Origin of the sequence: Streptomyces sp. NRRL S-455, assembly GCF_000717875.1 — a bacterium.
In the GTDB taxonomy this organism is placed as follows: Bacteria; Actinomycetota; Actinomycetes; order Streptomycetales; family Streptomycetaceae; genus Streptomyces.
In genome coordinates, this window is the sequence record NZ_JOCT01000024.1 from 131972 (window position 1) to 154138 (window position 22167).

Annotated in this window: 25 protein-coding genes; 19 read left to right on the forward strand and 6 right to left on the reverse strand. The window is 70.2% G+C overall.

The window, feature by feature from the left end:
• Nucleotides 1–128 precede the first annotated feature (128 nt).
• From IE97_RS0129000 to IE97_RS0129010, 3 genes are all read left to right on the forward strand, one after another.
• A complete protein-coding gene (locus IE97_RS0129000) occupies nucleotides 129–1046 on the forward strand; it encodes a heme o synthase (protein WP_199807069.1) in 918 nt (305 codons plus the stop codon).
• A 58-nt stretch (nucleotides 1047–1104) separates the two neighbouring features.
• On the forward strand, nucleotides 1105–1437 hold the full coding sequence (locus tag IE97_RS0129005; protein WP_030246837.1) for a hypothetical protein: 333 nt from the start codon (nucleotides 1105–1107) through the stop codon (nucleotides 1435–1437).
• A 180-nt stretch (nucleotides 1438–1617) separates the two neighbouring features.
• Nucleotides 1618–2724, forward strand: coding sequence for an amidohydrolase family protein (locus IE97_RS0129010; protein WP_030246838.1), 1107 nt, complete (start codon nucleotides 1618–1620; stop codon nucleotides 2722–2724).
• On the opposite strand, the gene IE97_RS0129015 is transcribed toward IE97_RS0129010, so the two are convergent.
• From IE97_RS0129015 to IE97_RS0129030, 4 genes are all read right to left on the reverse strand, one after another.
• Nucleotides 2721–3728, reverse strand: a complete 1008-nt coding sequence (locus IE97_RS0129015) for a COX15/CtaA family protein (RefSeq protein ID WP_030246839.1) — start codon at nucleotides 3726–3728, stop codon at nucleotides 2721–2723. The two genes, IE97_RS0129010 and IE97_RS0129015, sit on opposite strands and share 4 nt — an antisense overlap.
• 68 nt (nucleotides 3729–3796) lie before the next feature.
• Entirely contained in the window at nucleotides 3797–4513 is a 717-nt protein-coding gene (locus tag IE97_RS0129020) for an ABC transporter permease (RefSeq protein WP_051705167.1), read from the reverse strand.
• Nucleotides 4514–4655: 142 nt separating this feature from the next.
• A complete protein-coding gene (locus IE97_RS0129025) occupies nucleotides 4656–5579 on the reverse strand; it encodes an ABC transporter ATP-binding protein (RefSeq protein ID WP_078603424.1) in 924 nt (307 codons plus the stop codon).
• A gap of 31 nt (nucleotides 5580–5610) precedes the next feature.
• On the reverse strand, nucleotides 5611–6423 hold the full coding sequence (locus IE97_RS0129030) for an aminoglycoside N(3)-acetyltransferase (protein WP_030246845.1): 813 nt from the start codon (nucleotides 6421–6423) through the stop codon (nucleotides 5611–5613).
• Nucleotides 6424–6584: 161 nt separating this feature from the next.
• Between IE97_RS0129030 and IE97_RS0129035 the strand changes: the two genes are divergently transcribed.
• The 8 genes from IE97_RS0129035 to IE97_RS0129070 are packed head-to-tail and all read left to right on the forward strand — an operon-like array spanning nucleotide 6585 to nucleotide 13182.
• Nucleotides 6585–7328 (forward strand): helix-turn-helix transcriptional regulator, encoded by a 744-nt coding sequence (locus IE97_RS0129035; protein ID WP_030246847.1) that lies wholly within the window; start codon nucleotides 6585–6587, stop codon nucleotides 7326–7328.
• Complete coding sequence (gene sufB, locus IE97_RS0129040) at nucleotides 7325–8746, forward strand: Fe-S cluster assembly protein SufB (protein WP_030246849.1); 1422 nt, start codon at nucleotides 7325–7327, stop codon at nucleotides 8744–8746. Before IE97_RS0129035 ends, sufB begins: the two co-directional genes overlap by 4 nt.
• A gap of 58 nt (nucleotides 8747–8804) precedes the next feature.
• Nucleotides 8805–10025, forward strand: coding sequence for a Fe-S cluster assembly protein SufD (gene sufD / locus IE97_RS0129045; protein ID WP_030246852.1), 1221 nt, complete (start codon nucleotides 8805–8807; stop codon nucleotides 10023–10025).
• A complete protein-coding gene (locus IE97_RS0129050; protein WP_030246854.1) occupies nucleotides 10022–10342 on the forward strand; it encodes a non-heme iron oxygenase ferredoxin subunit in 321 nt (106 codons plus the stop codon). The genes sufD and IE97_RS0129050 overlap by 4 nt, the downstream gene beginning before the upstream one ends.
• A 7-nt stretch (nucleotides 10343–10349) precedes the next feature.
• Nucleotides 10350–11114 carry a Fe-S cluster assembly ATPase SufC gene (gene sufC / locus IE97_RS0129055; protein WP_030246855.1) on the forward strand — a complete coding sequence of 255 codons (765 nt, stop codon included), beginning with the start codon at nucleotides 10350–10352 and terminating at the stop codon, nucleotides 11112–11114.
• On the forward strand, nucleotides 11111–12367 hold the full coding sequence (locus IE97_RS0129060) for a cysteine desulfurase (RefSeq protein WP_030246861.1): 1257 nt from the start codon (nucleotides 11111–11113) through the stop codon (nucleotides 12365–12367). The genes sufC and IE97_RS0129060 overlap by 4 nt, the downstream gene beginning before the upstream one ends.
• A 15-nt stretch (nucleotides 12368–12382) precedes the next feature.
• Nucleotides 12383–12853: a Fe-S cluster assembly sulfur transfer protein SufU gene (sufU, locus tag IE97_RS0129065; RefSeq protein ID WP_030246866.1), complete on the forward strand. Its 471-nt coding sequence runs from the start codon at nucleotides 12383–12385 to the stop codon at nucleotides 12851–12853.
• Nucleotides 12850–13182 carry a metal-sulfur cluster assembly factor gene (locus IE97_RS0129070; RefSeq protein WP_003989431.1) on the forward strand — a complete coding sequence of 111 codons (333 nt, stop codon included), beginning with the start codon at nucleotides 12850–12852 and terminating at the stop codon, nucleotides 13180–13182. The genes sufU and IE97_RS0129070 overlap by 4 nt, the downstream gene beginning before the upstream one ends.
• A gap of 74 nt (nucleotides 13183–13256) precedes the next feature.
• Here the strand turns inward: IE97_RS0129070 and IE97_RS0129075 are convergent, their stop codons facing one another.
• A complete protein-coding gene (locus tag IE97_RS0129075; RefSeq protein ID WP_030246869.1) occupies nucleotides 13257–14099 on the reverse strand; it encodes an AbfB domain-containing protein in 843 nt (280 codons plus the stop codon).
• 177 nt (nucleotides 14100–14276) lie between these two features.
• Here IE97_RS0129075 and IE97_RS0129080 point away from each other — a divergent pair, with 177 nt between their 5' ends.
• From IE97_RS0129080 to IE97_RS0129110, 7 genes are all read left to right on the forward strand, one after another.
• Nucleotides 14277–14597: a DMT family transporter gene (locus IE97_RS0129080; protein ID WP_030246871.1), complete on the forward strand. Its 321-nt coding sequence runs from the start codon at nucleotides 14277–14279 to the stop codon at nucleotides 14595–14597.
• Nucleotides 14597–15145 (forward strand): TetR/AcrR family transcriptional regulator, encoded by a 549-nt coding sequence (locus tag IE97_RS0129085; protein ID WP_030246875.1) that lies wholly within the window; start codon nucleotides 14597–14599, stop codon nucleotides 15143–15145. Before IE97_RS0129080 ends, IE97_RS0129085 begins: the two co-directional genes overlap by 1 nt.
• A gap of 119 nt (nucleotides 15146–15264) precedes the next feature.
• Nucleotides 15265–16269, forward strand: coding sequence for a 2,3,4,5-tetrahydropyridine-2,6-dicarboxylate N-succinyltransferase (gene dapD, locus IE97_RS0129090; RefSeq protein ID WP_030246877.1), 1005 nt, complete (start codon nucleotides 15265–15267; stop codon nucleotides 16267–16269).
• A gap of 133 nt (nucleotides 16270–16402) precedes the next feature.
• Nucleotides 16403–16633: a hypothetical protein gene (locus tag IE97_RS0129095; protein ID WP_030246880.1), complete on the forward strand. Its 231-nt coding sequence runs from the start codon at nucleotides 16403–16405 to the stop codon at nucleotides 16631–16633.
• A gap of 180 nt (nucleotides 16634–16813) precedes the next feature.
• Nucleotides 16814–17233, forward strand: coding sequence for a phage holin family protein (locus IE97_RS0129100; protein WP_030246882.1), 420 nt, complete (start codon nucleotides 16814–16816; stop codon nucleotides 17231–17233).
• Complete coding sequence (locus IE97_RS0129105) at nucleotides 17230–17556, forward strand: DUF3618 domain-containing protein (RefSeq protein WP_037835026.1); 327 nt, start codon at nucleotides 17230–17232, stop codon at nucleotides 17554–17556. The genes IE97_RS0129100 and IE97_RS0129105 overlap by 4 nt, the downstream gene beginning before the upstream one ends.
• A 299-nt stretch (nucleotides 17557–17855) precedes the next feature.
• Nucleotides 17856–18536, forward strand: a complete 681-nt coding sequence (locus tag IE97_RS0129110) for an antibiotic biosynthesis monooxygenase (protein WP_030246887.1) — start codon at nucleotides 17856–17858, stop codon at nucleotides 18534–18536.
• 58 nt (nucleotides 18537–18594) lie between these two features.
• Here IE97_RS0129110 and IE97_RS0129115 read toward each other — a convergent pair whose 3' ends face one another.
• Nucleotides 18595–20424 carry an endonuclease/exonuclease/phosphatase family protein gene (locus IE97_RS0129115; protein WP_030246889.1) on the reverse strand — a complete coding sequence of 610 codons (1830 nt, stop codon included), beginning with the start codon at nucleotides 20422–20424 and terminating at the stop codon, nucleotides 18595–18597.
• 302 nt (nucleotides 20425–20726) lie between these two features.
• On the opposite strand from IE97_RS0129115, the gene IE97_RS0129120 reads away from it, so the two are divergent.
• Nucleotides 20727–22154 (forward strand): hypothetical protein, encoded by a 1428-nt coding sequence (locus IE97_RS0129120; RefSeq protein WP_030246892.1) that lies wholly within the window; start codon nucleotides 20727–20729, stop codon nucleotides 22152–22154.
• Nucleotides 22155–22167: the final 13 nt, after the last annotated feature.

A 22167-nucleotide genomic window follows, 5' to 3' on the forward strand; every position in this document is an offset into this window, starting at 1 on the left:
CCGACTCTGGGCAACGTCTAAAGTGGCGTGGTACGCGCGAGCCTTTACCGGGACTTCACACGGGTGAGGCTCGCTGGGATGTCTCTGTAGGGGTGTGCGTGACGGCCGTTGAATCCCGTCCAGCGGGGATGCTCGGGACGGACCAGAGCCCGGCCCACCGGCCGTTGGGGGCCCGTGTCAAGGGGTTCGTGGCTCTCACCAAGCCGCGGATCATCGAGCTGCTGCTGATCACCACGGTTCCGGTGATGTTCCTGGCTGAGCAGGGCGTGCCCGACCTGACACTGGTGCTGCTGACCTGCCTCGGCGGCTACATGTCGGCGGGCGGCGCCAACGCGCTCAACATGTACATCGACCGCGACATCGACGCGCTCATGGACCGCACCTCGCAGCGCCCGCTGGTCACCGGCATGGTCAGCCCCCGCGAGTGCCTCGTCTTCGGCATCACCCTGGCGATCACCTCCACGCTGCTCTTCGGCCTGACCGTGAACTGGCTGAGCGCCTGGCTCTCCCTCGGCGCGCTCCTCTTCTACGTCGTCGTCTACACGATGATCCTCAAGCGCCGTACCTCGCAGAACATCGTGTGGGGCGGCATCGCCGGCTGCCTGCCCGTGCTGATCGGCTGGTCCTCGGTCACGAACTCCATGTCGTGGGCGCCGGTCATCCTCTTCCTCGTGATGTTCTTCTGGACGCCGCCGCACTACTGGCCGCTGTCCATGAAGGTCAAGGAGGACTACGCGCGCGTGGGCGTGCCCATGCTGCCCGTGGTCGCCTCCAACAAGGTCGTCGCCAAGCAGATCGTGATCTACAGCTGGGTCATGGTCGCCGTCTCGCTCCTGCTGACCCCGCTCGGCTACACGGGCTGGTTCTACACGGCGGTCGCCCTGCTGGCGGGCGGCTTCTGGCTCTGGGAGGCGCACGGCCTGCAGAACCGCGCGAAGGCGGAGATCACGGGCGCGAAGCTGAAGGAGATGCGCCTGTTCCACTGGTCGATCACCTATGTGTCGCTGCTCTTCGTGGCGGTCGCGGTCGACCCGTTCCTGCGCTGACGTACGTCACACCGCCCTGCTCTCGCGAGTCGATCTACCCGTGAGTAGCATCCTGGACATGGCAGACACGCAGCAGGTTGACCCGAAGGCCGAGCGCAAGGTCGCCCGGCTCGCCCAGCAGATCACCTCCTTCTCCAAGGCCCACGGCGGCGCCGAGGGCCAGGTCGCCTACCTCGGCGAACGCGGCGCCCGCATCGTCCTGGTCGGCGAGGACGGCAACTGGGGCGACCTGGTGGCCCCGTCCTTCGAAATTGCCGAGAAGGCGGTGGAGAAATCGGGCATCACCCGCCACGAGTCCTTCGACGGCGAATTCGCCGCGAAGGTCAAGACGGGCCGCTACGAGTGGTCGCGCATGGCGGGCATCCAGGTCGGCGGCCCCAAGAACGTCTGAGCAGCCGACTCAGGGGCGCGGGGCTGTATCGATTTGCGGCTCCGCCGCGTGGGCGCGAGCAGCCACACACGGTCCGCACCCGCCGTATGAAACCGGCCGCCCACCTCGGGACCGCGACCTCGAACCCGGTTCACCCGTTAGGACCCTTAGGAACAACAGGGTCCACACCGGGAGGTCCGGATGATCGAAACGCCGTCCCTAGTGGACCAGTACTGCCACGGAGTGCTCCGCACGGAGCTGGGCCTCGGCACCTTCGAGGCCCACCTCTCCCGCACCGAGGGCCCACCCGCCCCCGGCACCACCCTCTTCGACACCCAGACCGGGTTCGCCGTGCGGCGCTGGTGCCCACCCCTGCTCGGCCTCGAACCGCACTGCGCACCCGCCCGCTACATCGCCCGCCGCCGCGAACTCGGCGTCCTGGAGTCCGGCCGCCGGCTCCTGCGCGGCAGCGGCATCACCACGTACCTGGTCGACACCGGCCTTCCCGGCGACCTGACGGAACCCGGTGAGCTGGCCTCCGCAGGAGCCGCCGAGGCCCATGAGATCGTCCGCCTGGAACTGCTCGCCGAGCAGGTCGCCGACACCTCGGGGACCGTCGAGTCCTTCCTCGCCAACCTCGCCGAGTCCGTGCACGCCGCCGCCGCGAACGCCGTCGCCTTCACCTCCGTCGCGGGTGTACGGCACGGCCTCGCGCTCGCGCCGGAGCCGCCCGGGCCGGGGGAGGTGCGGGGGGCCGCCGGCCGCTGGCTCGCCGGGCGCGGCGTCGGCGGGGAGCTGAGCGACCCCGTGCTGCTGCGGCATCTGCTGTGGAGTGCCGTCGCCTCGGGGCTGCCGCTCCAGCTGCACGTGGGGCTCGGCACGCCGGGCCTGCGCATCGACCGTACGGACCCGGTGCTGCTGACGGACTTCGTACGGGCCACCGCCGGCCTCGGCACTGACCTGGTCCTGCTGCACGGCTACCCGTACCACCGCAACGCCGCCCACCTGGCCGGTGTCTTCCCACACGTCCACGTCGACTCCGGCGCCGCCCTGGTCCGCACCGGCGCCCGGGCCGCGACCGTCCTCGCGGAGATCCTGGAGCTGGCCCCGTTCGGCAAGATCCTCTTCTCCAGCGGCGCCCAGGGCCTGCCCGAACTGCACGTGGTGGGCGCCCGCCTGTTCCGCGAGGCCCTCGGCCGGGTGCTCGGCACCTGGGTCGCCGAGGGCGCCTGGTCACTGACCGACGCCCAGCGGGTGGCGGGCATGCTGGCGTCGGGGAACGCACGCAGGGTCTACGGCCTGGACTAGGCCTTGCTCAGGCTCGCCTCGGCCGAGGGGCCGGGCACCTCGGCCACGAGCTCCGGGCGCTCCCGCAGCGACAGCACCACCCGCAGCACCCAGATCCACATCACGGCCGAGCCGAACATGTGCAGGCCGACCAGGACCTCGGGCAGGTCCGTGAAGTACTGGACGTAGCCGATGGCACCCTGCGCGAGCAGGATCAGGAACAGCTCGCGGGTGCGGCTCAGCGGCGTCTTGGGGGCGTCGACCGCCTTCAGGACGAACCACAGGGCGAACGTCAGCGTCACCACGATCCACGCCAGCACGGCGTGCAGCTTGCTCACCATCTCCCAGTCGACCGGCATCCGCTCGACCTCGCTGGAGTCACCGGCGTGCGGGCCCGCGCCCGTGACGACCGTGCCGACCAGGATGAGCAGAACGGTGGCCGCGACCAGGAACCACACCAGCTGCCGCACGGCCTTGCCGACCAGCGGGCGCGGCGGCGCGTCGCCCTCGCGGACGCGCTGCCACATCACCGTGGCCACCGCGATCAGCGCCGACGTCGCCACGAAGTGGGCCGCGACCGTGTACGGGTTCAGACCGACCAGCACCACGATGCCGCCGAGCACCGCGTTGCTCATCACGATCCAGAACTGCGCCCAGCCCAGCCGGACCAGGCCACGCCGGTACGGCTTCCGCGAACGCGCGGCGATGATCGCCCAGCCGACGGCGGCGCACAGCACGTAGGTCAGCATGCGGTTGCCGAACTCGATGGCGCCGTGGACGCCCATCTCACTGGTCGCGGTGAGCGAGTCGGCGGTGCACTTGGGCCAGGTCGGGCAGCCCAGGCCCGAGCCGGTCAGCCGTACGGCTCCACCGGTGACGACGATGAGGACCGACATCACGATGGCGGACAGCGCCGCGCGCTGGACCGTCCGGGGTTCCGGGGTCCAGCGGTCGGCGATGAAGGCGAGCGGGTTGCGCAGGGCCGCCCTGGCGTCGGCGGGGGTCACTTTTGGCACGCGAACCATCGTAGGACGCCGCTTGTGCACGCTTTCACGAGGGTCCGTCATGGCCTTGCTCCCAGGTGTCGTGGGTCTTACTCCCAGCGGAAGAACCGTCCGGCCGCCGCCAGTCCCACGACCGCCCAGACGGCGAGGATGCCGAGGTCGCCCCAGGGCATCCCGGCTCCGTGCTGGAGGACGTCCCGCAGTCCGCCGGACAGGGCCGAGATGGGCAGCAGGCCGAGTACGTCCTGCGCGGCGGAGGGGAACTTGTCGAGCGGGACGACGACCCCGCCGCCGACGAGCAGCAGCAGGAACACCAGGTTGGCGGCGGCGAGCGTCGCCTCGGCCCGCAGCGTCCCGGCCATCAGCAGGCCCAGGCCCGAGAAGGCCGCCGTGCCGAGGACCAGCAGGAGCAGCACGGCGAACGGGTTGCCGTGCGGCGACCAGCCGAGCGTGAAGGCGATGACCGTCAGCAGCACCACCTGGAGCACCTCGGTGACCAGGACGGACAGCGTCTTCGCCGTCATCAGGCCCCACCGGGGCAGCGGGGAGGCGGCGAGCCGCTTCAGCACCCCGTAGCGCCGCTCGAAGCCGGTCGCGATCGCCTGCCCGGTGAAAGCGGTCGACATCACCGCGAGCGCGAGGACGCCGGGGGCGAGGAAGCCGACCGCCTCGCCCGTACCCGTGTCGACGATGTCCACGGTGCTGAAGAGCACCAGGAGGAGGGTCGGGATGACGACGGTGAGCAGCAGCTGCTCGCCGTTGCGTAGCAGCATCTTCGTCTCGAGCGCGGCCTGGGCCGCGATCATGCGGGGGAGCGGCGCGGCCCCCGGCTTCGGCGCATAGGTGCCGGTGGCGGTCACGAACGCAGCTCCTTGCCGGTCAGTTCCAGGCTGTGCCGTCCCGGGGGACAACCCCCGGACCCCCGGCCGACCTCGGTGTGAGCCGGAATCATGAGCGCAACTCCTTGCCGGTCAGCTCGAGGAACACGTCCTCGAGGGTATGCCGCTCCACCGAGATCTTCTCCGGCATCACGCCGTGCTGGGCGCACCAGGAGGTGACCGTCGCGAGCAGCTGGGGGTCGACCTTCCCGACGACCCGGTACGAACCCGGTGTCAGTTCGGCGGCCGAGCAGTCGGCGGGCAGTGCCTTCAGCAGCGAGGCGACGTCCAGGCCGGGGCGGCCGGAGAAGCGGAGCGTGTTCTCGGCGCCGCCCCGGCACAGCTCCTCCGGTGAGCCCTGGGCGATGACCCGGCCCGCGTCGATGATCGCCACGTCGTCGGCGAGCTGCTCGGCCTCGTCCATGTAGTGGGTGGTGAGGATCACCGAGACACCGTCGGCGCGCAGGTCCCGGATCAGGTCCCAGGTGGCGCGGCGGGCCTGCGGGTCGAGTCCGGCGGTCGGCTCGTCCAGGAAGACCAGCTCGGGGCGCCCGACCACGGCCATGGCGAGGGCGAGCCGCTGCTGCTGGCCGCCCGACAGCCGCCGGTACGTCGTACGGCCGCAGGAGCCGAGCCCCAGGCGCTCGATCAGCGCGTCCACGTCGAGGGGGTCCGCGTGCAGCTTGGCGACATGGCGGAGCATCTCGTCGGCGCGGGAGCCCGAGTAGACGCCGCCGGACTGGAGCATCACGCCGATGCGGGGCCGCAGCTCGCGGGAGTCCGTGACCGGGTCGAGGCCCAGGACGCGCACCGTGCCGGAGTCCGGCTTGCGGTACCCCTCGCAGGTCTCGACCGTGGTCGTCTTGCCCGCCCCGTTGGGGCCGAGCACGGCGGTCACGCCCTCCCGGGCCACCAGGTCCAGCCCGTCCACCGCGGTCTTCGTGCCGTACCGCTTCACCAGGGCCTGGACCTGGACCACGGGCTCACTTCGCATGGGTCCAGAGTCTAGGTACGCCGAACGGGTCTCAGACCCGGGGGTGCGGGAAGTCCTCCTCGCGAGGCCGGTGCACCGCCAGCCACCGCTCGGCGTAGGCCACTGCCTCCGCCACCGGGAACAGCCGGGCCTCGGCGGCCCCCACCTTTCCGCGTACGACGGGACGGTCCCGCTCGAAGTCGTAACCCAGCTCGTCGAACCGGTCCGAGCTGATCGACACCTCGATCACCGTCTCCCAGCCTTCCGGCCCCGGCCTGCCCACGGCGACACGCGGGGACGGTATGCGGTACTCGGCGAGGTGGAAGCTGGTGCAGGAGGCGTAGCCGGCGCCGAGCAGCAGGACCCGGGCGCCCATCGCCTCCAGCTTCGCGAGCGGGCTGCGCTCGCCGAGCCGGCAGTCGGGCGCGTGCCCCTCGATCACCTCCGCCGCGTTCCGGCCGACCGCCGCGAACGAGGTCTGCGGGTGCGCGCTGCGCAGCGCTCCGGGCCAGGTGCGCACGGTCTCCGGGACGACGCCCACCCCGCGGCTGGGCGTGATGCGCGGGTCGTAGGCGGGCATGGTGGCACGGATCGCCGGCCACCACTGAGGGGGCACGGGCGGGTTGCCCCACAGGGCGGGGTCGGACAGGTCACCGGTCTGCGTCGGAACGACCAGCGTGCCCTCCGGCCCGAGCGCGTCGAGCAGCCCCCGCACCACCGTGACGGCACCGCCGTTGACCCAGCCGAACGAGCGCAGCGACGAGTGCGCGAGGAGGATCTCGCCGGGCCGCACGCCCAGCTCGCCCAACTGCGTGCGCAGTGTGTCCCGAGTGACAAGTGGGCCGGTCGGAGGGGGTGTGGACATGGTTCGGGAGTCTCCCCGAAGCGGCCCCGGCATGCCACCCGTTTGATCGATCAGAGATCGTTTCCGCAGGTCAGATTAGGTAAGCCTAAGTGACGCAGGGCACCCGCGGGCGGGCCGGGCGCGGCTTGCCCGGCTCCAAGGAATTACGCAACAATGGCGTTGTGAAAAACGTCGGCGAGGCTCGGGAGACCCCGATGGGGACCCAGCAGGAGGAGCTCGCGACCGGGGAGCGGTCCACCCGCAACCGCGTCGCGCGGTCCATCCTGGACCACGGCCCGTCGACCGTCGCCGAGCTCGCCCAGCGGCTGGGGCTCACCCAGGCGGCCGTGCGCCGGCACCTCGACGCCCTCACGGGTGACGGTGTCGTGGAAGCCCGCCAGCAGCGCGTCTACGGCACGCGCACCCGCGGCCGCCCGGCCAAGGTGTTCGCCTTGACGGACTACGGCCGGGACGCCTTCGACCAGTCGTACGACAAGCTCGCCGCGGACGCCCTGCGCTGGATCGCCGACCGCGAGGGAGGCGGTGAGGCGATCGCCGCCTTCGCCCGCGCCAGGATCGCCGCGCAGGCAGGCGCGTACCGGAAGGCGGTCGAGGCCGCCACGCCCGAGGGGCGGACCGAAGCGCTGGCCAAGGCCCTGAGCGCGGACGGGTACGCTGCTACAGCGCGCAGCGCGCCCCACCCGCAGCAGGGTGAACAGCTCTGCCAGCACCACTGCCCGGTCGCCCACGTCGCCGAGCAGTTCCCCCAGCTGTGCGAGGCGGAGACGGAATTTTTCGCCGAGCTGCTCGGTACGCATGTACAGCGGCTCGCCACCATCGCGCACGGCGACGGCGTCTGCACGACGTTCATCCCCAAGATTTCCCACAACGCATCTGCAAGCACGGCCGGGAGGAACCCCGCATGACTCTCCCCACGGAGACTGCCCACCCTGAGCTCGAGGGCCTGGGCAAGTACGAGTACGGCTGGGCCGACTCCGACACGGCCGGCGCCTCCGCCAAGCGCGGCATCAACGAGGACGTCGTCCGCGACATCTCCGACAAGAAGAGCGAGCCGGAGTGGATGACCAAGCTCCGCCTCAAGGGTCTGCGCCTGTTCGAGAAGAAGCCCATGCCGAACTGGGGCTCGGACCTGTCGGGGATCGACTTCGACAACATCAAGTACTTCGTGCGCTCCACGGAGAAGCAGGCGGCCTCCTGGGAGGACCTGCCCGAGGACATCAAGAACACCTACGACAAGCTGGGCATCCCGGAGGCCGAGAAGAACCGCCTCGTGGCCGGTGTCGCCGCCCAGTACGAGTCGGAGGTCGTCTACCACCAGATCCGCGAGGACCTGGAGGAGCAGGGTGTCATCTTCCTCGACACCGACACGGCCCTGAAGGAGCACCCGGAGCTCTTCAAGGAGTACTTCGGCACGGTCATCCCGGCCGGTGACAACAAGTTCGCCGCGCTGAACACGGCCGTGTGGTCCGGCGGCTCCTTCATCTACGTGCCGAAGGGCGTGCACGTGGAGATCCCGCTCCAGGCCTATTTCCGCATCAACACGGAGAACATGGGCCAGTTCGAGCGGACCCTGATCATCGTCGACGAGGGTGCCTACGTGCACTACGTCGAGGGCTGCACCGCCCCGATCTACAAGTCGGACTCGCTGCACTCCGCGGTCGTCGAGATCATCGTCAAGAAGAACGCCCGCTGCCGCTACACGACCATCCAGAACTGGTCGAACAACGTCTACAACCTGGTCACCAAGCGCGCTGTGGCCTACGAGGGCGCGACCATGGAGTGGGTCGACGGCAACATCGGCTCCAAGGTGACGATGAAGTACCCGGCCGTCTACCTGATGGGCGAGCACGCCAAGGGCGAGACCCTGTCCATCGCCTTCGCCGGCGAGGGCCAGCACCAGGACGCGGGCGCCAAGATGGTCCACATGGCCCCCAACACGTCCTCGAACATCGTCTCCAAGTCGGTGGCGCGCGGCGGCGGCCGTACCTCCTACCGCGGTCTCATCGAGATCGGCGAGGGCGCCCCGGGCTCCAAGTCGAACGTGCTCTGCGACGCGCTGCTGGTCGACACGATCTCCCGCTCGGACACCTACCCCTACGTGGACGTCCGCGAGGACGACGTGTCCATGGGCCACGAGGCGACCGTCTCCAAGGTCTCCGAGGACCAGCTCTTCTACCTGATGAGCCGCGGCCTGAGCGAGGACGAGGCCATGGCGATGATCGTGCGCGGCTTCGTCGAGCCCATCGCCAAGGAGCTCCCCATGGAGTACGCGCTGGAGCTCAACCGGCTGATCGAGCTGCAGATGGAAGGCGCGGTCGGTTAATCCCGCCCGCAGCCCCATCAAGCCCCTTACGCAACGGAAAGCGAGCACTACGACAGCCATGGCTGAGGCCCAGAACTCCCCCACTCTCGGCTCCGCTCGAGCGGGGGGACCCCCACCCGTGGGATCCACCACCACGGGCTCGATCGCGGTCGCCGCGGAGTCGACCGTCGCCACGCGCATGAGCGCGCCCCCGTCCTTCGACGTGGCGGACTTCCCCGTCCCGCACGGCCGGGAGGAGGAATGGCGGTTCACCCCGCTGGAGCGCCTGCGCGGCCTGCACGACGGCACCGCCGTCGCGAACGGCGACGGTGTGAAGGTCGACGTCCAGGCCCCCGAGGGCGTCACCGTCGAGACCGTCGGCCGCGACGACGCCCGGCTCGGCAAGGCGGGCACCCCGGTGGACCGTGTGGCGGCCCAGGCCTACTCCGTGTTCGAGAAGGCCTCGGTCGTGACCGTGCCGAAGGAGACCGTCCTCACCGAGCCGATCCGCATCGCGGTGCACGGCGAGGGCGGCACCGCCTTCGGCCACCAGGTGATCGAGCTGGGCGCCTTCGCCGAGGCCGTCGTGGTCATCGACCACACCGGTGACGCGGTGCTCGCCGCCAACGTCGAGTACCTGCTCGGCGACGGCGCCAAGCTGACCGTCGTCTCCGTCCAGGACTGGGACGAGAAGGCCGTCCACGTCGCCCAGCACAACGCGCTGGTCGGCCGCGACGCCTCCTTCAAGTCGGTCGTCGTCACCTTCGGCGGCGACGTCGTCCGGCTGCACCCGCGCGTGCGGTACGCCGGCCCCGGCGGCGAGGCCGAGCTGTTCGGCCTGTACTTCACCGACCAGGGCCAGCACCAGGAGCACCGCCTCCTGGTCGACCACAACGTCCCGCACTGCAAGTCCAACGTCGTCTACAAGGGCGCGCTCCAGGGCGACGACGCGCACGCGGTGTGGATCGGCGACGTGCTCATCGAGGCCAAGGCCGAGGGCACCGACACGTACGAGATGAACCGCAACCTGGTCCTCACCGACGGGGCACGCGTGGACTCCGTACCGAACCTCGAGATCGAGACCGGCGAGATCGTCGGCGCCGGCCACGCCTCGGCGACCGGCCGCTTCGACGACGAGCAGCTCTTCTACCTCATGGCCCGCGGCATCCCGGAGTACGAGGCCCGCCGCCTCGTGGTCCGCGGCTTCTTCGCCGAGCTGGTCCAGCAGATCGGCCTCCCCGACATCGAGGAGCGCCTGATCACCAAGATCGAGGAGGAGCTGGAGGCGTCGGTCGGATGACCGCATTCGTACGCGTCTGTGGACTGAGCGAGCTGGAGGACGACACCCCGAAGCGGGTGGAACTCGACGGCACGCCCCTGTCCATCGTGCAGACCGAGGGCGAGGTGTTCGCGATTTACGACATCTGCTCGCACGCGAACGTCTCGCTGGCGGAGGGCGAGGTCGACGACTGCCACATCGAGTGCTGGCTGCACGGCTCGCGCTTCGACCTCCGTTCCGGCAAGCCCGACGCCCTTCCGGCGACGCGCCCCGTCCCCGTATACCCCGTAAAGATCGAAGGGGACGACGTGCTCGTCTCCCTCACCCAGGAGTCCTGAGGCACCCATGGCAACGCTTGAAATCCGAGACCTGCACGTCACCGTCGAGGCCGACAACGCCACGAAGGAGATCCTCAAGGGCGTCGACCTCACCGTGAAGCAGGGCGAGACGCACGCCATCATGGGCCCCAACGGCTCGGGCAAGTCGACCCTCGCCTACTCCCTCGCGGGTCACCCGAAGTACACCATCACCGGCGGTACCGTCACCCTCGACGGCGAGGACGTCCTGGAGATGTCCGTCGACGAGCGCGCCCGCGCCGGCCTGTTCCTCGCCATGCAGTACCCGGTCGAGGTCCCCGGCGTCTCCGTCTCCAACTTCCTGCGCACCTCCGCCACCGCCGTCCGCGGCGAGGCCCCCAAGCTGCGCACCTGGGTGAAGGAGGTCAAGGAGGCCATGGAGCGCCTCAACATGGACCCCGCCTTCGCCGAGCGCAACGTCAACGAGGGCTTCTCCGGCGGTGAGAAGAAGCGCCACGAGATCCTCCAGCTGGAGCTGCTCAAGCCGAAGGTCGCGATCCTCGACGAGACCGACTCCGGTCTGGACGTCGACGCCCTGCGCGTCGTGTCGGAGGGCGTGAACCGCGTCCGCGAGACGGGCGAGGTCGGCACCCTGCTGATCACCCACTACACGCGCATCCTCCGCTACATCAAGCCCGACTACGTGCACGTTTTCTCCGGCGGCCGCATCGTCGAGTCCGGCGGCGCCGAACTCGCCGACAAGCTGGAGAACGAGGGCTACGAGGTTTACACGAAGGGTGGCGCATCCGCGTGACACAGCTGCCGGGCCTCCTCGACACCGAGGCGCTCCGCAAGGACTTCCCGATCCTGGACCGGCAGGTCCACGACGGCAAGAAGCTCGTGTACCTGGACAACGCGGCGACCAGCCAGAAGCCGCGCCAGGTGCTGGACGCCCTGAGCGAGTACTACGAGCGCTACAACGCCAACGTCCACCGTGGCGTGCACGTCCTCGCCGAGGAGGCCACGGCGCTGTACGAGGGCGCGCGCGACAAGGTCGCGGAGTTCATCAACGCGCCCTCGCGGGACGAGGTGATCTTCACCAAGAACGCCTCGGAGTCCCTCAACCTCGTGGCGAACATGCTGGGCTGGGCCGACGAGCCCTACCGCGTGGACTCCGAGACCGAGATCGTCATCACGGAGATGGAGCACCACTCCAACATCGTGCCGTGGCAGCTGCTCGCGCAGCGCACGGGCGCCAAGCTGAAGTGGTTCGGCCTCACCGACGACGGCCGTCTCGACCTGTCGAACATCGACCAGGTCATCACGGAGAAGACGAAGATCGTCTCCTTCGTGCTGGTCTCCAACATCCTGGGCACCCAGAACCCGGTCGAGGCGATCGTCCGCCGCGCCCAGGAGGTCGGCGCGCTGGTCTGCGTCGACGCCTCCCAGGCCGCGCCGCACATGCCGCTGGACGTACAGGCCCTGCAGGCCGACTTCGTGGCCTTCACCGGCCACAAGATGTGCGGCCCGACCGGCATCGGCGTCCTCTGGGGCCGCCAGGAGCTGCTGGAGGACCTGCCTCCGTTCCTCGGTGGCGGCGAGATGATCGAGACGGTGTCGATGCACTCCTCGACGTACGCCCCGGCACCGCACAAGTTCGAGGCGGGCACGCCGCCGGTCGCCCAGGCGGTCGGTCTCGGCGCGGCGATCGACTACCTCAACTCGATCGGCATGGACAAGATCCTCGCCCATGAGCACGCGCTGACCGAGTACGCGGTGAAGCGGCTGCTGGAGGTTCCCGACCTGCGGATCATCGGCCCGACCACGGCCGAGGAGCGCGGTGCGGCGATCTCCTTCACCCTCGGCGACATCCACCCGCACGACGTGGGCCAGGTCCTCGACGAGCAGGGCATCGCGGTCCGGGTCGGCCACCACTGCGCGAGGCCGGTCTGCCTGCGGTACGGAATTCCTGCGACCACGCGAGCGTCGTTCTATCTGTACTCCACGCCGGCGGAGATCGACGCGCTGGTCGACGGCCTGGAGCACGTACGGAACTTCTTCGGCTGAGGGGCGTGCTAGACGGTGAAACTGGACTCCATGTACCAGGAAGTCATCCTGGACCACTACAAGAACCCGCACGGGCGGGGCTTGCGGGATGGCGACGCCGAGGTGCACCACGTCAACCCGACGTGCGGTGACGAGATCACACTGCGCGTGAAGTACGACGGCACGAGGATCGAGGACGTCTCGTACGAGGGCCAGGGCTGCTCGATCAGCCAGGCGAGCGCGTCCGTACTGAACGAACTCCTCGTCGGCAAGGACCTCCCCGACGCGCGGAAGATCCAGGAGACCTTCCTGGAGCTGATGCAGTCCAAGGGGAAGCTCGAGCCCGACGACGCCATGGAGGAGATCCTGGAGGACGCGGTCGCGTTCGCCGGGGTGTCCAAGTACCCGGCCCGGGTGAAGTGCGCCCTGCTGAGCTGGATGGCCTGGAAGGACGCTACGGCCCAGGTGCTGGGCGGAGCCGACGCCGAGAAGGAGACGACGGCATGAGCGAGACCGTGGAGATGAAGCCGGCCTCGGAGGAGGAACTCCGCGAGGCCCTGATGGACGTCGTCGACCCCGAGCTGGGCATCGACGTCGTCAACCTGGGCCTGATCTACGGCATCCACGTCGACGAGTCCAACATCGCGACCGTGGACATGACCTTGACGTCGGCGGCCTGCCCGCTGACGGACGTCATCGAGGACCAGGCCAAGTCCGCCACGGACGGCCTCGTCAGCGAACTGCGCATCAACTGGGTCTGGATGCCCCCGTGGGGCCCCGACAAGATCACGGACGACGGACGGGAGCAGCTCCGGGCGCTCGGGTTCAACGTCTGAGATCGGCTGACTGAGAAAGGGCGGCACCCTCCCGGGTGCCGCCCTTTTCCGTGCTCAGTCCAGCTCAGTCCAGCTCAGTCCAGCCCGGCCACCAGCCGGAACGCCGTGTCGGCGCGGTACAGGCCGTCGTGCTGGTACGGCTCGAGGCGGATCTGGAAGTTGCGGTGGCGCAGGAAGCGGCCCGGGTAGTTGGCCGACTCCAGCATGACCGCACCCGAGGAGGCCGAGGGGCGGGGGCAGAAGGTGGCGTCCTTGCGGAAGAGGGCCGAGCCGTCGTCGGCGTCCTTGACCAGGACGAAGCTGCGGTGGCGGAGGTAGCGGCCGTCCGCCGTGGTGAAGGAGTAGCAGGAGGGGTCGGCGAGGCCGGAGACCCGCTGGAACGTGGCGTCCTCGCGCTGCTCGGAGCCTGAGCCGATCCGGTCCAGACGGACATAGCCGTCGCTGACGCGCCAATAGCGGTCGGGGTAGTTCACCGAGCGTATGGATGTCCCGCGGGAGGCCGGTCGCCTCGGGGGTTCCGAGGGCTTCGAAGCTTCCTTCGAAGGCGAAGGCTCCGGGTCCTTCTTCTGCGGCTTCGCACTGGGGGAGGCGCTGGTGGGCGCGCTCGTGGTGGGGCTGGGGGACGGACGGTCCCCGTCCGCGGCCGCGGCTTCGGTACCGCCCTTGGAGGGGGTCGCGAACGAGATCAGACCGCCCGGGGCCGAGCTGCTGAGCGTGGTCGGCTCCGCCGCCTCGGGGGCCGGCTCGCCGGATTCGTTCTCCATCACGGTGACGGCCGTGACACACGCGGTGATCGTGGCCAGGGCGAGGGCGCTCGCCAGCCAGAGCCGTCGTGTTCCTGGTGCCCGGGTGGTGTCCGGGGCCCAGCCACTCTCCCAGGGGCGGTCCTGAGGCGGCTGGGACTTCTCTTCTGACATGCGCTTTTCCTCCGGCGGGCACCCTTGACGGCGGCGCAGTTGTGGTGGCCCGGTGTGTGATCGGTGACACCGTAGTGCACACGTGTGATTGCTGTGACTTGTTTGATGAGAGCGTTTTCTCACCGAGACCAACCCTCGTTGTGTACGGGCGTACATATGCTGTGTACGCTTGTACATATGGGTTATCTGCTGCTGGCCGGGGCCATCGCCGCCGAAGTGGGCGCGACCACCGCCATGAAGTACAGCGACGGGTTCAGCAGGCTCGGACCCTCACTGCTCACGCTCCTCGGCTACCTCGTCTCCTTCATGCTGCTCGCGCAGACGCTGAAGACCGTCTCCGTCGGCACGGCCTACGCGATCTGGGCCGGCGTCGGCACCGCGGCCATCGCCACCATCGGGATGGTCTTCCTGGGAGAGGGGATGACCTTCGCCAAGGCCGCCGGCATCGGGCTGATCATCGTCGGGGCCGTGGTGCTGAACCTGGGAGGTGCCCACTGATGCCCCGGCGCCACGACCCCGAACGGCGGCAGCGGATCATCGACGCGGCGATCCGGGTCGTCGGGGCGAAGGGAATCGCCGGGCTGAGCCACCGCAGTGCGGCCGCCGAGGCCGATGTGCCGCTCGGCTCGACGACGTACCACTTCAAGACCCTCGACGAGTTGCTGGTCGCCGCCCTGCGGCAGGCCAACGAGGGCTTCGCCAAGGTGGTCGCCGGCCGGGGCGGGCTGGAGGATCCCCGGACCGATCTGGCGGCCGAGCTCGCCGCGTGGATGGGGGAGTGGCTCGCGGGCGACCGTACCGGGGTCGAGCTGGAGTACGAGCTGTACCTGGCCGCGCTGCGCAGACCCGCCCTGCGGCCCGTCGCCGCCGAGTGGGCCGAGGGGGTCGCCGAACTGCTGTCCCGGCGCACGGATCCCGTGACCGCGCGGGCGCTGGTGGCGGTCGTGGACGGTATCTGCCTCCAGGTGCTCCTGACGGGGGCGCCGTACGACGAGGCGTACGCCCGGGAGGTGCTGGGGCGGGTCGTCGCGGGGGCTCGGGCGTGATGCCGGGATGGAGAGTCCGCGCTGCTGACGGGCGGCGTCCGGGTGTGGATACCGCCCGTCCCGTGAGACGCCCACACACCGGTTCGCATCGACCGGCGTCCGCCGGTTAGGTTGCCCTCATGACCGACACGACTGCTCCCCGCACCACCGGCGCCGTGGCCGCCGGCCTCGCCACGATCGCCGCCGACGGCACCGTCCTCGACACCTGGTTCCCCGCGCCCGAGCTGGTCACCGAGACTGCCGCGGGCGGCCCCGGCCCGTCCGGCACCGAGCGGCTCTCCGCCGAGCAGGCCGCGGAGCTGCTGGGCGGCGGTGCGACCGCGGCGATCGGCCCGGACCCCCGGCGGGGCGTCGAGGTGGTCGCGGTCCGCACGGTCATCGCCTCGCTCGACGAGAAGCCGATCGACGCGCACGACGCCTACCTGCGGCTGCACCTGCTCTCCCACCGGCTGGTCAAGCCGCACGGTCAGAGCCTGGACGGCATCTTCGGCTTCCTCGCCAACGTCGCCTGGACCTCGCTCGGCCCGGTCGCCGTCGACGACATCGAGAAGGTGCGGCTGAACGCCCGGGCCGAGGGCCTGCACCTTCAGGTGACCTCCGTCGACAAGTTCCCGCGGATGACGGACTACGTGACCCCGAAGGGCGTCCGGATCGCCGACGCCGACAGGGTCCGCCTCGGTGCGCACCTCGCCGAGGGCACCACCGTGATGCACGAGGGCTTCGTCAACTTCAACGCCGGCACGCTCGGCACGTCGATGGTCGAGGGCCGGATCTCGGCCGGCGTCGTGATCGGCGACGGTTCGGACATCGGCGGCGGCGCCTCCACCATGGGCACCCTGTCCGGCGGCGGCAACGTCATCATCTCCATCGGCGAGCGCTGCCTGATCGGCGCCGAGGCCGGTGTCGGTATCGCCCTCGGCGACGAGTGCGTCGTCGAGGCAGGCCTCTACGTCACCGCCGGCACCCGCGTCACCATGCCCGACGGCCAGATCGTCAAGGCCCGTGAGCTGTCCGGCGCCTCCAACATCCTCTTCCGCCGCAACTCGGTCACCGGCACGGTCGAGGCCCGGCCGAACAACGCGGTGTGGGGCGGGCTGAACGAGATCCTGCACAGCCACAACTGATCCCCCGCGGCAGCACGCGCCTGACCTCGGCCACGTACGAGGTACCCGGCGTGACCTCGCGGCCCTCTCGGCAGATGAACGGGTGGACACAGTGTCCGATCAGACGCCGAACCGACGAAACGAGGACCGGGGCATGAGGAACGAGCAGGGGCGGGGCGCGGCGTGCCGGCTGGCCGGGGCGGTCGTGGTGCTGGCGGTGTGCTGGCTTCCCGCGGGGAACGCGTACGCCGACGAGACCAACACGGGCTCGAAGAACGGTCACCGGTTCGGTCTGGCCAACATCGAGGTCGGCCAGATCGACGACCCGGCGGAGGACGTGCTGGAGCACACGCTGCTGTTCGGGGACGGGTACGCCTGGAACTGAGCCATACACCGGCGCCTGGCCGGGGCCCGTACCGCACGGGGTGCGGTACGGGCCCCGGCCTGTTCTTGTTTCTCGTAAGTGGTCGTAGGTGTTGCCGTCGGAGCGCGGAGGGGCTGCCGCAGGGGTAGCGGGGGGTGGGCCGGGTACTCGGGGGTTCCTACGTCGAGAGGAGGCGGAACCGTGACCGGGACCATGGAACAACGGGCCGTGCGCGACGAGCACCACTCCGTGGGCGAGCTCGTCTCACAGGCCGCGGAGCAGCTCTCCCGGCTCGTGCGGCAGGAAATGGCTCTTGCCAAGGAGGAGCTGGCCGAGAAGGGGCGGCGTGCGGGGCGTGGCGGTGGGCTGCTCGGTGCGGCGGGTGCGGTCGCCTACGCAGGGTTTCTCGCGATGGCCGGGGCGGGTGCGGCCGCCCTCTCCCTGGTGCTGCCTGTCTGGGCCGCGGCGCTCATCGTGATGGGTGTGCTGTTCGTGATCGCGGCCGTGCTCGCCGTGATCGGCCGGGGGCAGTTGCGCCGGGCTACGCCTCCCACGCCTGAGGAGGCTCTCGGCAGCGTCAGGGCGGACGTGGAGGCGATCAGGGAAAGGGCGCATCGATGACGGACGCGACGGGTGGGGCCAAGGGGCCCGATGAGCTGCGGCGGCAGATCGAGCGGACTCGTACCGAACTCGGGGACACCGTGGAGGAGCTGGCGGGGAAGGCGGATGTGAAGGGGCGTGCGCGGGCACGAGCGGCCGATCTTCGGGACAAGGCCGGGGCGATGACGGTGCAGTTGCGCAGCAGTGCGTCTCAGGCTGGGCAAACCGTGCAGGAGAGGGCTACGCATGCGGGGCCTCGTCCGGTGCTGATCGCGGGGGTGGCCGCGGGAGCTGCTGTGGTGGCTGTCGAGGTGTATCGGCGGCGGAACAACGGGCATTGCTGAGCGTGGGTGCGCGTAGCGCGGTGCGCCGGGTGGTGGGTCGGGGCCGTGCCGGGGGGTGTCCGTCCTCGGAACGGCGCGATGGGGTCGGAGACCGATTGACGGTCCGTTGACGCGCCAACCAGCTGCGGGCGGACACCCCCCGACACGTCCCCTTGGGGCGATGGGGGTCCCCCCTGCTCGAGCGAAGCCGCCCCAGCACCGACGCCGAGTTCCTCGCGAAGTCGCACCTTGACCTCAAGCTTGGTCGAGGTTGAACAGTGGCGTGTGTACACAGTCGGCACACACCACTGGAGACCTCGATGAGCCGTCGAACCGAGCAGCACCCCGATCTCACCGACCCCCGCATCGGTGCGCCCTTCTTCAGCACCTGGCGCGTGGGAACCCCGGAGCGTCAGCAGAGGACCGTGGAGGGGATCGGGCGGACCTGGGAGGGACGGCCGTGGCCCGTCGCGGACCTGCTGGGGTACCACGTGTACGCGGGACACGACGGGTCCACGCTGATGCACTACTCGCAGTGGAGCAGCGAGCAGGGATACGAGGGCTTCGTGAAGACGCACCGGCAGGAGCGAAACGACGAGATCGACACCGCCGTGCCGGGGATCGAGCGGGTGGGGCTCGCGCGGTACCGGCGGTATCGCAGCCGGGAGCGGGCGGTCGGGGACGAGCGGGTTCCAGAACTGATCGTCGCCGTGCGGGTCGACTTCTCGGCGGGGGAGCGACGGGAGGAGTGGGTCGATCTCGTGCTCAAGGCCTTGGGTGACGATCCGGAGGGGCACGCCGGGCTGGTCTCCGCCCACTTCCACCTGAGTACGGACGGCGGGCACGTGCTGAACTACGCCGAGTGGGAGAGCGACCAGGCCTATGACGAGGCCTTGGCCGTGCCTGACACCGACATGTGGGAGCGGGTGCGGACGTATCCGGGTGTGAAGGGGGCGAGCGGGAGCCGCTACCGGCACGCTCTGGGGCTCGTGCCCGGGTGAGGCTCGTGCGGTGGGGCCGGCCGGGTGGTGCGGTCGGCCGGCCCCGTGGGCGCGGGTGTTACGGGCGGAAGCGCAGGACCTGCGGGTCGTGGTCGCTGATCTGGTCGTGGAACTCCGCGTTGACGTGCACGCTGTCGTACTCGAAGTCGCAGTCCCGGCGGATCGACGGGCTGATCAGGATCTGGTCGAGGACCTGGCTGTTGCCCTGGTAGACGTACGAGTAACGCTCGCCGCGCGGGAGCGACTTGATCGCCGACCAGAGTTCGCCGCGGCCCTCGAGGAGCCGCGTGGTGCGGGAGAACTCGAAGTCGTTGATGTCGCCCAGGGCGATGACGTCCGCGTTCTTCTGGGTGTCGAGGATGTCCTTGACGAAGGCGTTCACCAGGGTCGCCTGCTGGTGGCGCTGGGTCTCGGAGCTGCGGGCGGGCGGCTGGTACTGGGAGGTCAGGCCCTGGTCGCCGCCCTTGGAGTTGAAGTGGTTGGCGATCACGAAGACGGTACGGCCGCGGAAGGCGAACTCGCCGGCCAGCGGCTTGCGGCTGTTCTTCCAGGCCTCGTCGGCGGGGGCGATGCGGCCGGGGCTGAGGGTGAGGTGGGCCTTGCCGCGGATCTTCGTCACGCCGGTGGCCGTCGTGGCGTCGCCGCCCGCGCGGTCGGTGAAGGAGACCCGTTCCGGGTTGAACAGGAACGCCTGGCGGATGTTGCCGCCCGGCTCGCCGCCGTCGGCGCCGTCCGCCGGGTCGATCGCACGCCAGTCGTACTTCGGGCCGCTCGCCGCGACGATCGCGTCGATCAGCTCTTCGAGGGTCTGGTCGGCGGCGACCGTGCCGTCGTTCTTCGCGCCGTTGTTGTCCTGGATCTCCTCCAGGGACACGATGTCGGGCGACTTCAGGTTGTTCACGATCGCGGAGGCGTGCGCGGCGAACGTGTCGTCGGTGGGGTCGAGGTTCTCGACGTTGTAGGTGGCGACCGCGAGTTCGGAGGAGCGCTGAGCGGTCGTCGTCTCGCGCTTCAGGCCGGCGGACTCGAGCGTGCCGAGCTCGCTCGCCACCAGGGTGTAGCCGCCGAACTGGTTGTAGTCCAGCGGGCCCGCCGTGGTGCCGGCGAGGGTGTCGCCGACGTTCGCCTTCGGGAAGTCCGCCGTCGGGCCGAGGGACTGGATCTGGAGGCGGCCGGTGTTCTGGGCGTCGTAGGAGCCGTAGACCGTGCCGCCGTTGCGGGTGCGGTTCTCGTGCGGCTTCACCGTCACCCAGAGCTCGGTGTACGGGTCGGTGGCGCCGACCACGCGGGTGTCGGTGACCCGGACGGTCATGCCCTCCAGCGACTCGTAGCGGTCCAGGGCGTACTTCGCGGGCTTGAGGGGGAGCGCGTTGATCGAGCCGTTCGCGGTGGTGTCACCGGCGGGTGCGTAGGCGGCGGGGACCGACGTCGCGGTGATGGCCGTGGCGGCGGGGAGCTGGTTGCCGCTGGACAGGACCGTGAAGGTCGGCTTGGTGATCTCCGTCAGGGACTGGTTGCCGGAGGTCGTGCCACCGGGAACGTACTCCGAGACCGTGCCGCTGACCGTGACGGAGTCACCGACGGCGACCCCCTTCGGCGTCGAGCCGGTGAAGACGAAGACGCCCTCGCTGGTCGCCGGGTCGGCGTCCGGGTTCGGGTCCTGGATCCAGAAGCCGCGGGACGAGCCGTAGGTCCGGATGCCGGTGACGATTCCGGTCACGTCGGTGACCTGCCGGCCGGCGTACGGGGACGTCCGGGTGGTGCCCTGGATGTCGTGGATGCGCACGGCGTCGGCGTGTGCGGGAGTGGTGAGGACGATCGTGGATGCCGCGGAGCACACGGCGGCGACGGTGAGCGCGGCGAGGCGCGCGGACGACTTGCTCGGCAACGGGAATCCCTCCGGGGACGTGACAGGGCGCCGGGACGAGGGTGGTGCGTGGACTGTCTGCCGCTACCTGTGGGGCGGGCGGTGTGACACGCGTAGCGGGCGGTGGACGGGGCGCGGGGTGGGGCCGGCCCGGTGAACAAGTGTCCGCCGACTTCTACGCGCGTCAATCTCCAGCCTGGTCAGGCCACTTGTCAAGGTTTCGGCCATGCACAGACGCTGACGCCGAGGTGAAGTGGGCGTCATGGGTGTAAATCCGTCTAGGCTGAGCGACTGAGTCGTATGCGTCCTAGGAGAACCAGCCGATGTCAGACAGCTCCCCCCTGCCGCCGGTGCGGCTGCACACCGAAGCGGAGCTGGCGCGCGACGCGCTGTCCACGCCGTTGCTTTCCCGGGCCGCCCGGCTGGCCCGCTGGGCGGGGCCGGAGACCCGGGTCGACGCCGGGGGCGGGCTCGTCGACGAGCAGCTGCCCGCGGCGGCCGAGGCCCTCGGGCTGAGCGGTGAGGACGCCGCCGCCGACGCCAGTGAGGCGTGGCGGGTGGCCGTGGACGCCGGGCTCGTCGAGATCGTCGACGAGGAGGAGGGCACCGTCGCGGCGGGCGAGGAGCTGGCGCTGCTCACCGGTGGCTCGCCGCACGACGTGCTCGCGGTGTGGCTCACGGCCCTGGAGACCGTGCTCGCCGACGCGAGCGTGCCCGACCTGGAAGGGATCGCGGGTCTCGTGGACGGTGAGGGCGAGATCGACCTCTCCGCCCTCGACTGGGACCCGGAAGCCGAGGCGGAGTTCCTCGACGGCGTGCTCGGCAACCTGTACCTGCTGACCGCCGGCGAGGACACGCCCGGCGACGCCCCGGTGCCGTTGCCCGCGCTGGCCGCGTCGGTGATCGTGCCCAGCGACATGGGCGAGCCCACCAACGACGTCCTCGAGCAGGTGTCCGACGCGATGATGCGGCTGGACGACCAGTTCCGGATACTGGAGCCGGTCGGACTCGTGGCCTACCAGCCCGTGGACGAGGCACTCATGGCCGACGCCGACGAGGAGCCGGCGGCGCCCGTCGACGACACCGACGTCTCCCGCTACGGCATGGTCCGGCTCACCCCGCTCGGCCTGTACGGCATGCGTGCGCGGCTGATGGAGGCCGGGTTCGAGGCGCCGGCCGTCGGGGACCTCGCGGACAAGGGGGCCGACGCGCTGCTCGACGGCACGGCGACCTATCCGCCGGGGGCCGCCCAGGCCGAGACCGAGCAGTGGCTCGAGCGCCGCGAACCGCTCGCCGCGGCACGGGAGTTGCTGGCGGCGGCGCGCGGAGCCGACACCGGTGCGCCGTTGCGGCGGCTGCGGTGTCAGCAGGCATTGTCGCTGGTCGGTGCCACGGCCGAGCCCGCTCTGCGGGAGGTGCTCGACGACGCCGAACTGGGCGGGCTCGCACGGGTGTGGCTGACCGAGCACGGCGCGGCGGACGTGCCCGCGCCGTCCGAGGCGATGGTGTACTGGCTGACCATTGACACGGTGGCCGCGCAGCTCGCCGCGGAAGGGAATTCCGAGGAGTTGCGGGCGTTGGTGGAGGGGCTGGCGCGGCAGCACGGCGGGTTCTTCGAGGCGGTGTGGCGGGTCGATCACCCCGCCACGGCTGATGTGCTGGAAGCGATGGGGCGATTGCATCCGGACAAGAAGGTCGCGAAGGAAGCGCGGAAGGCGGCCTTCAAGGCGCGTTCGCAGCAGGGGGGCTGAGTCCGGCCCGTGG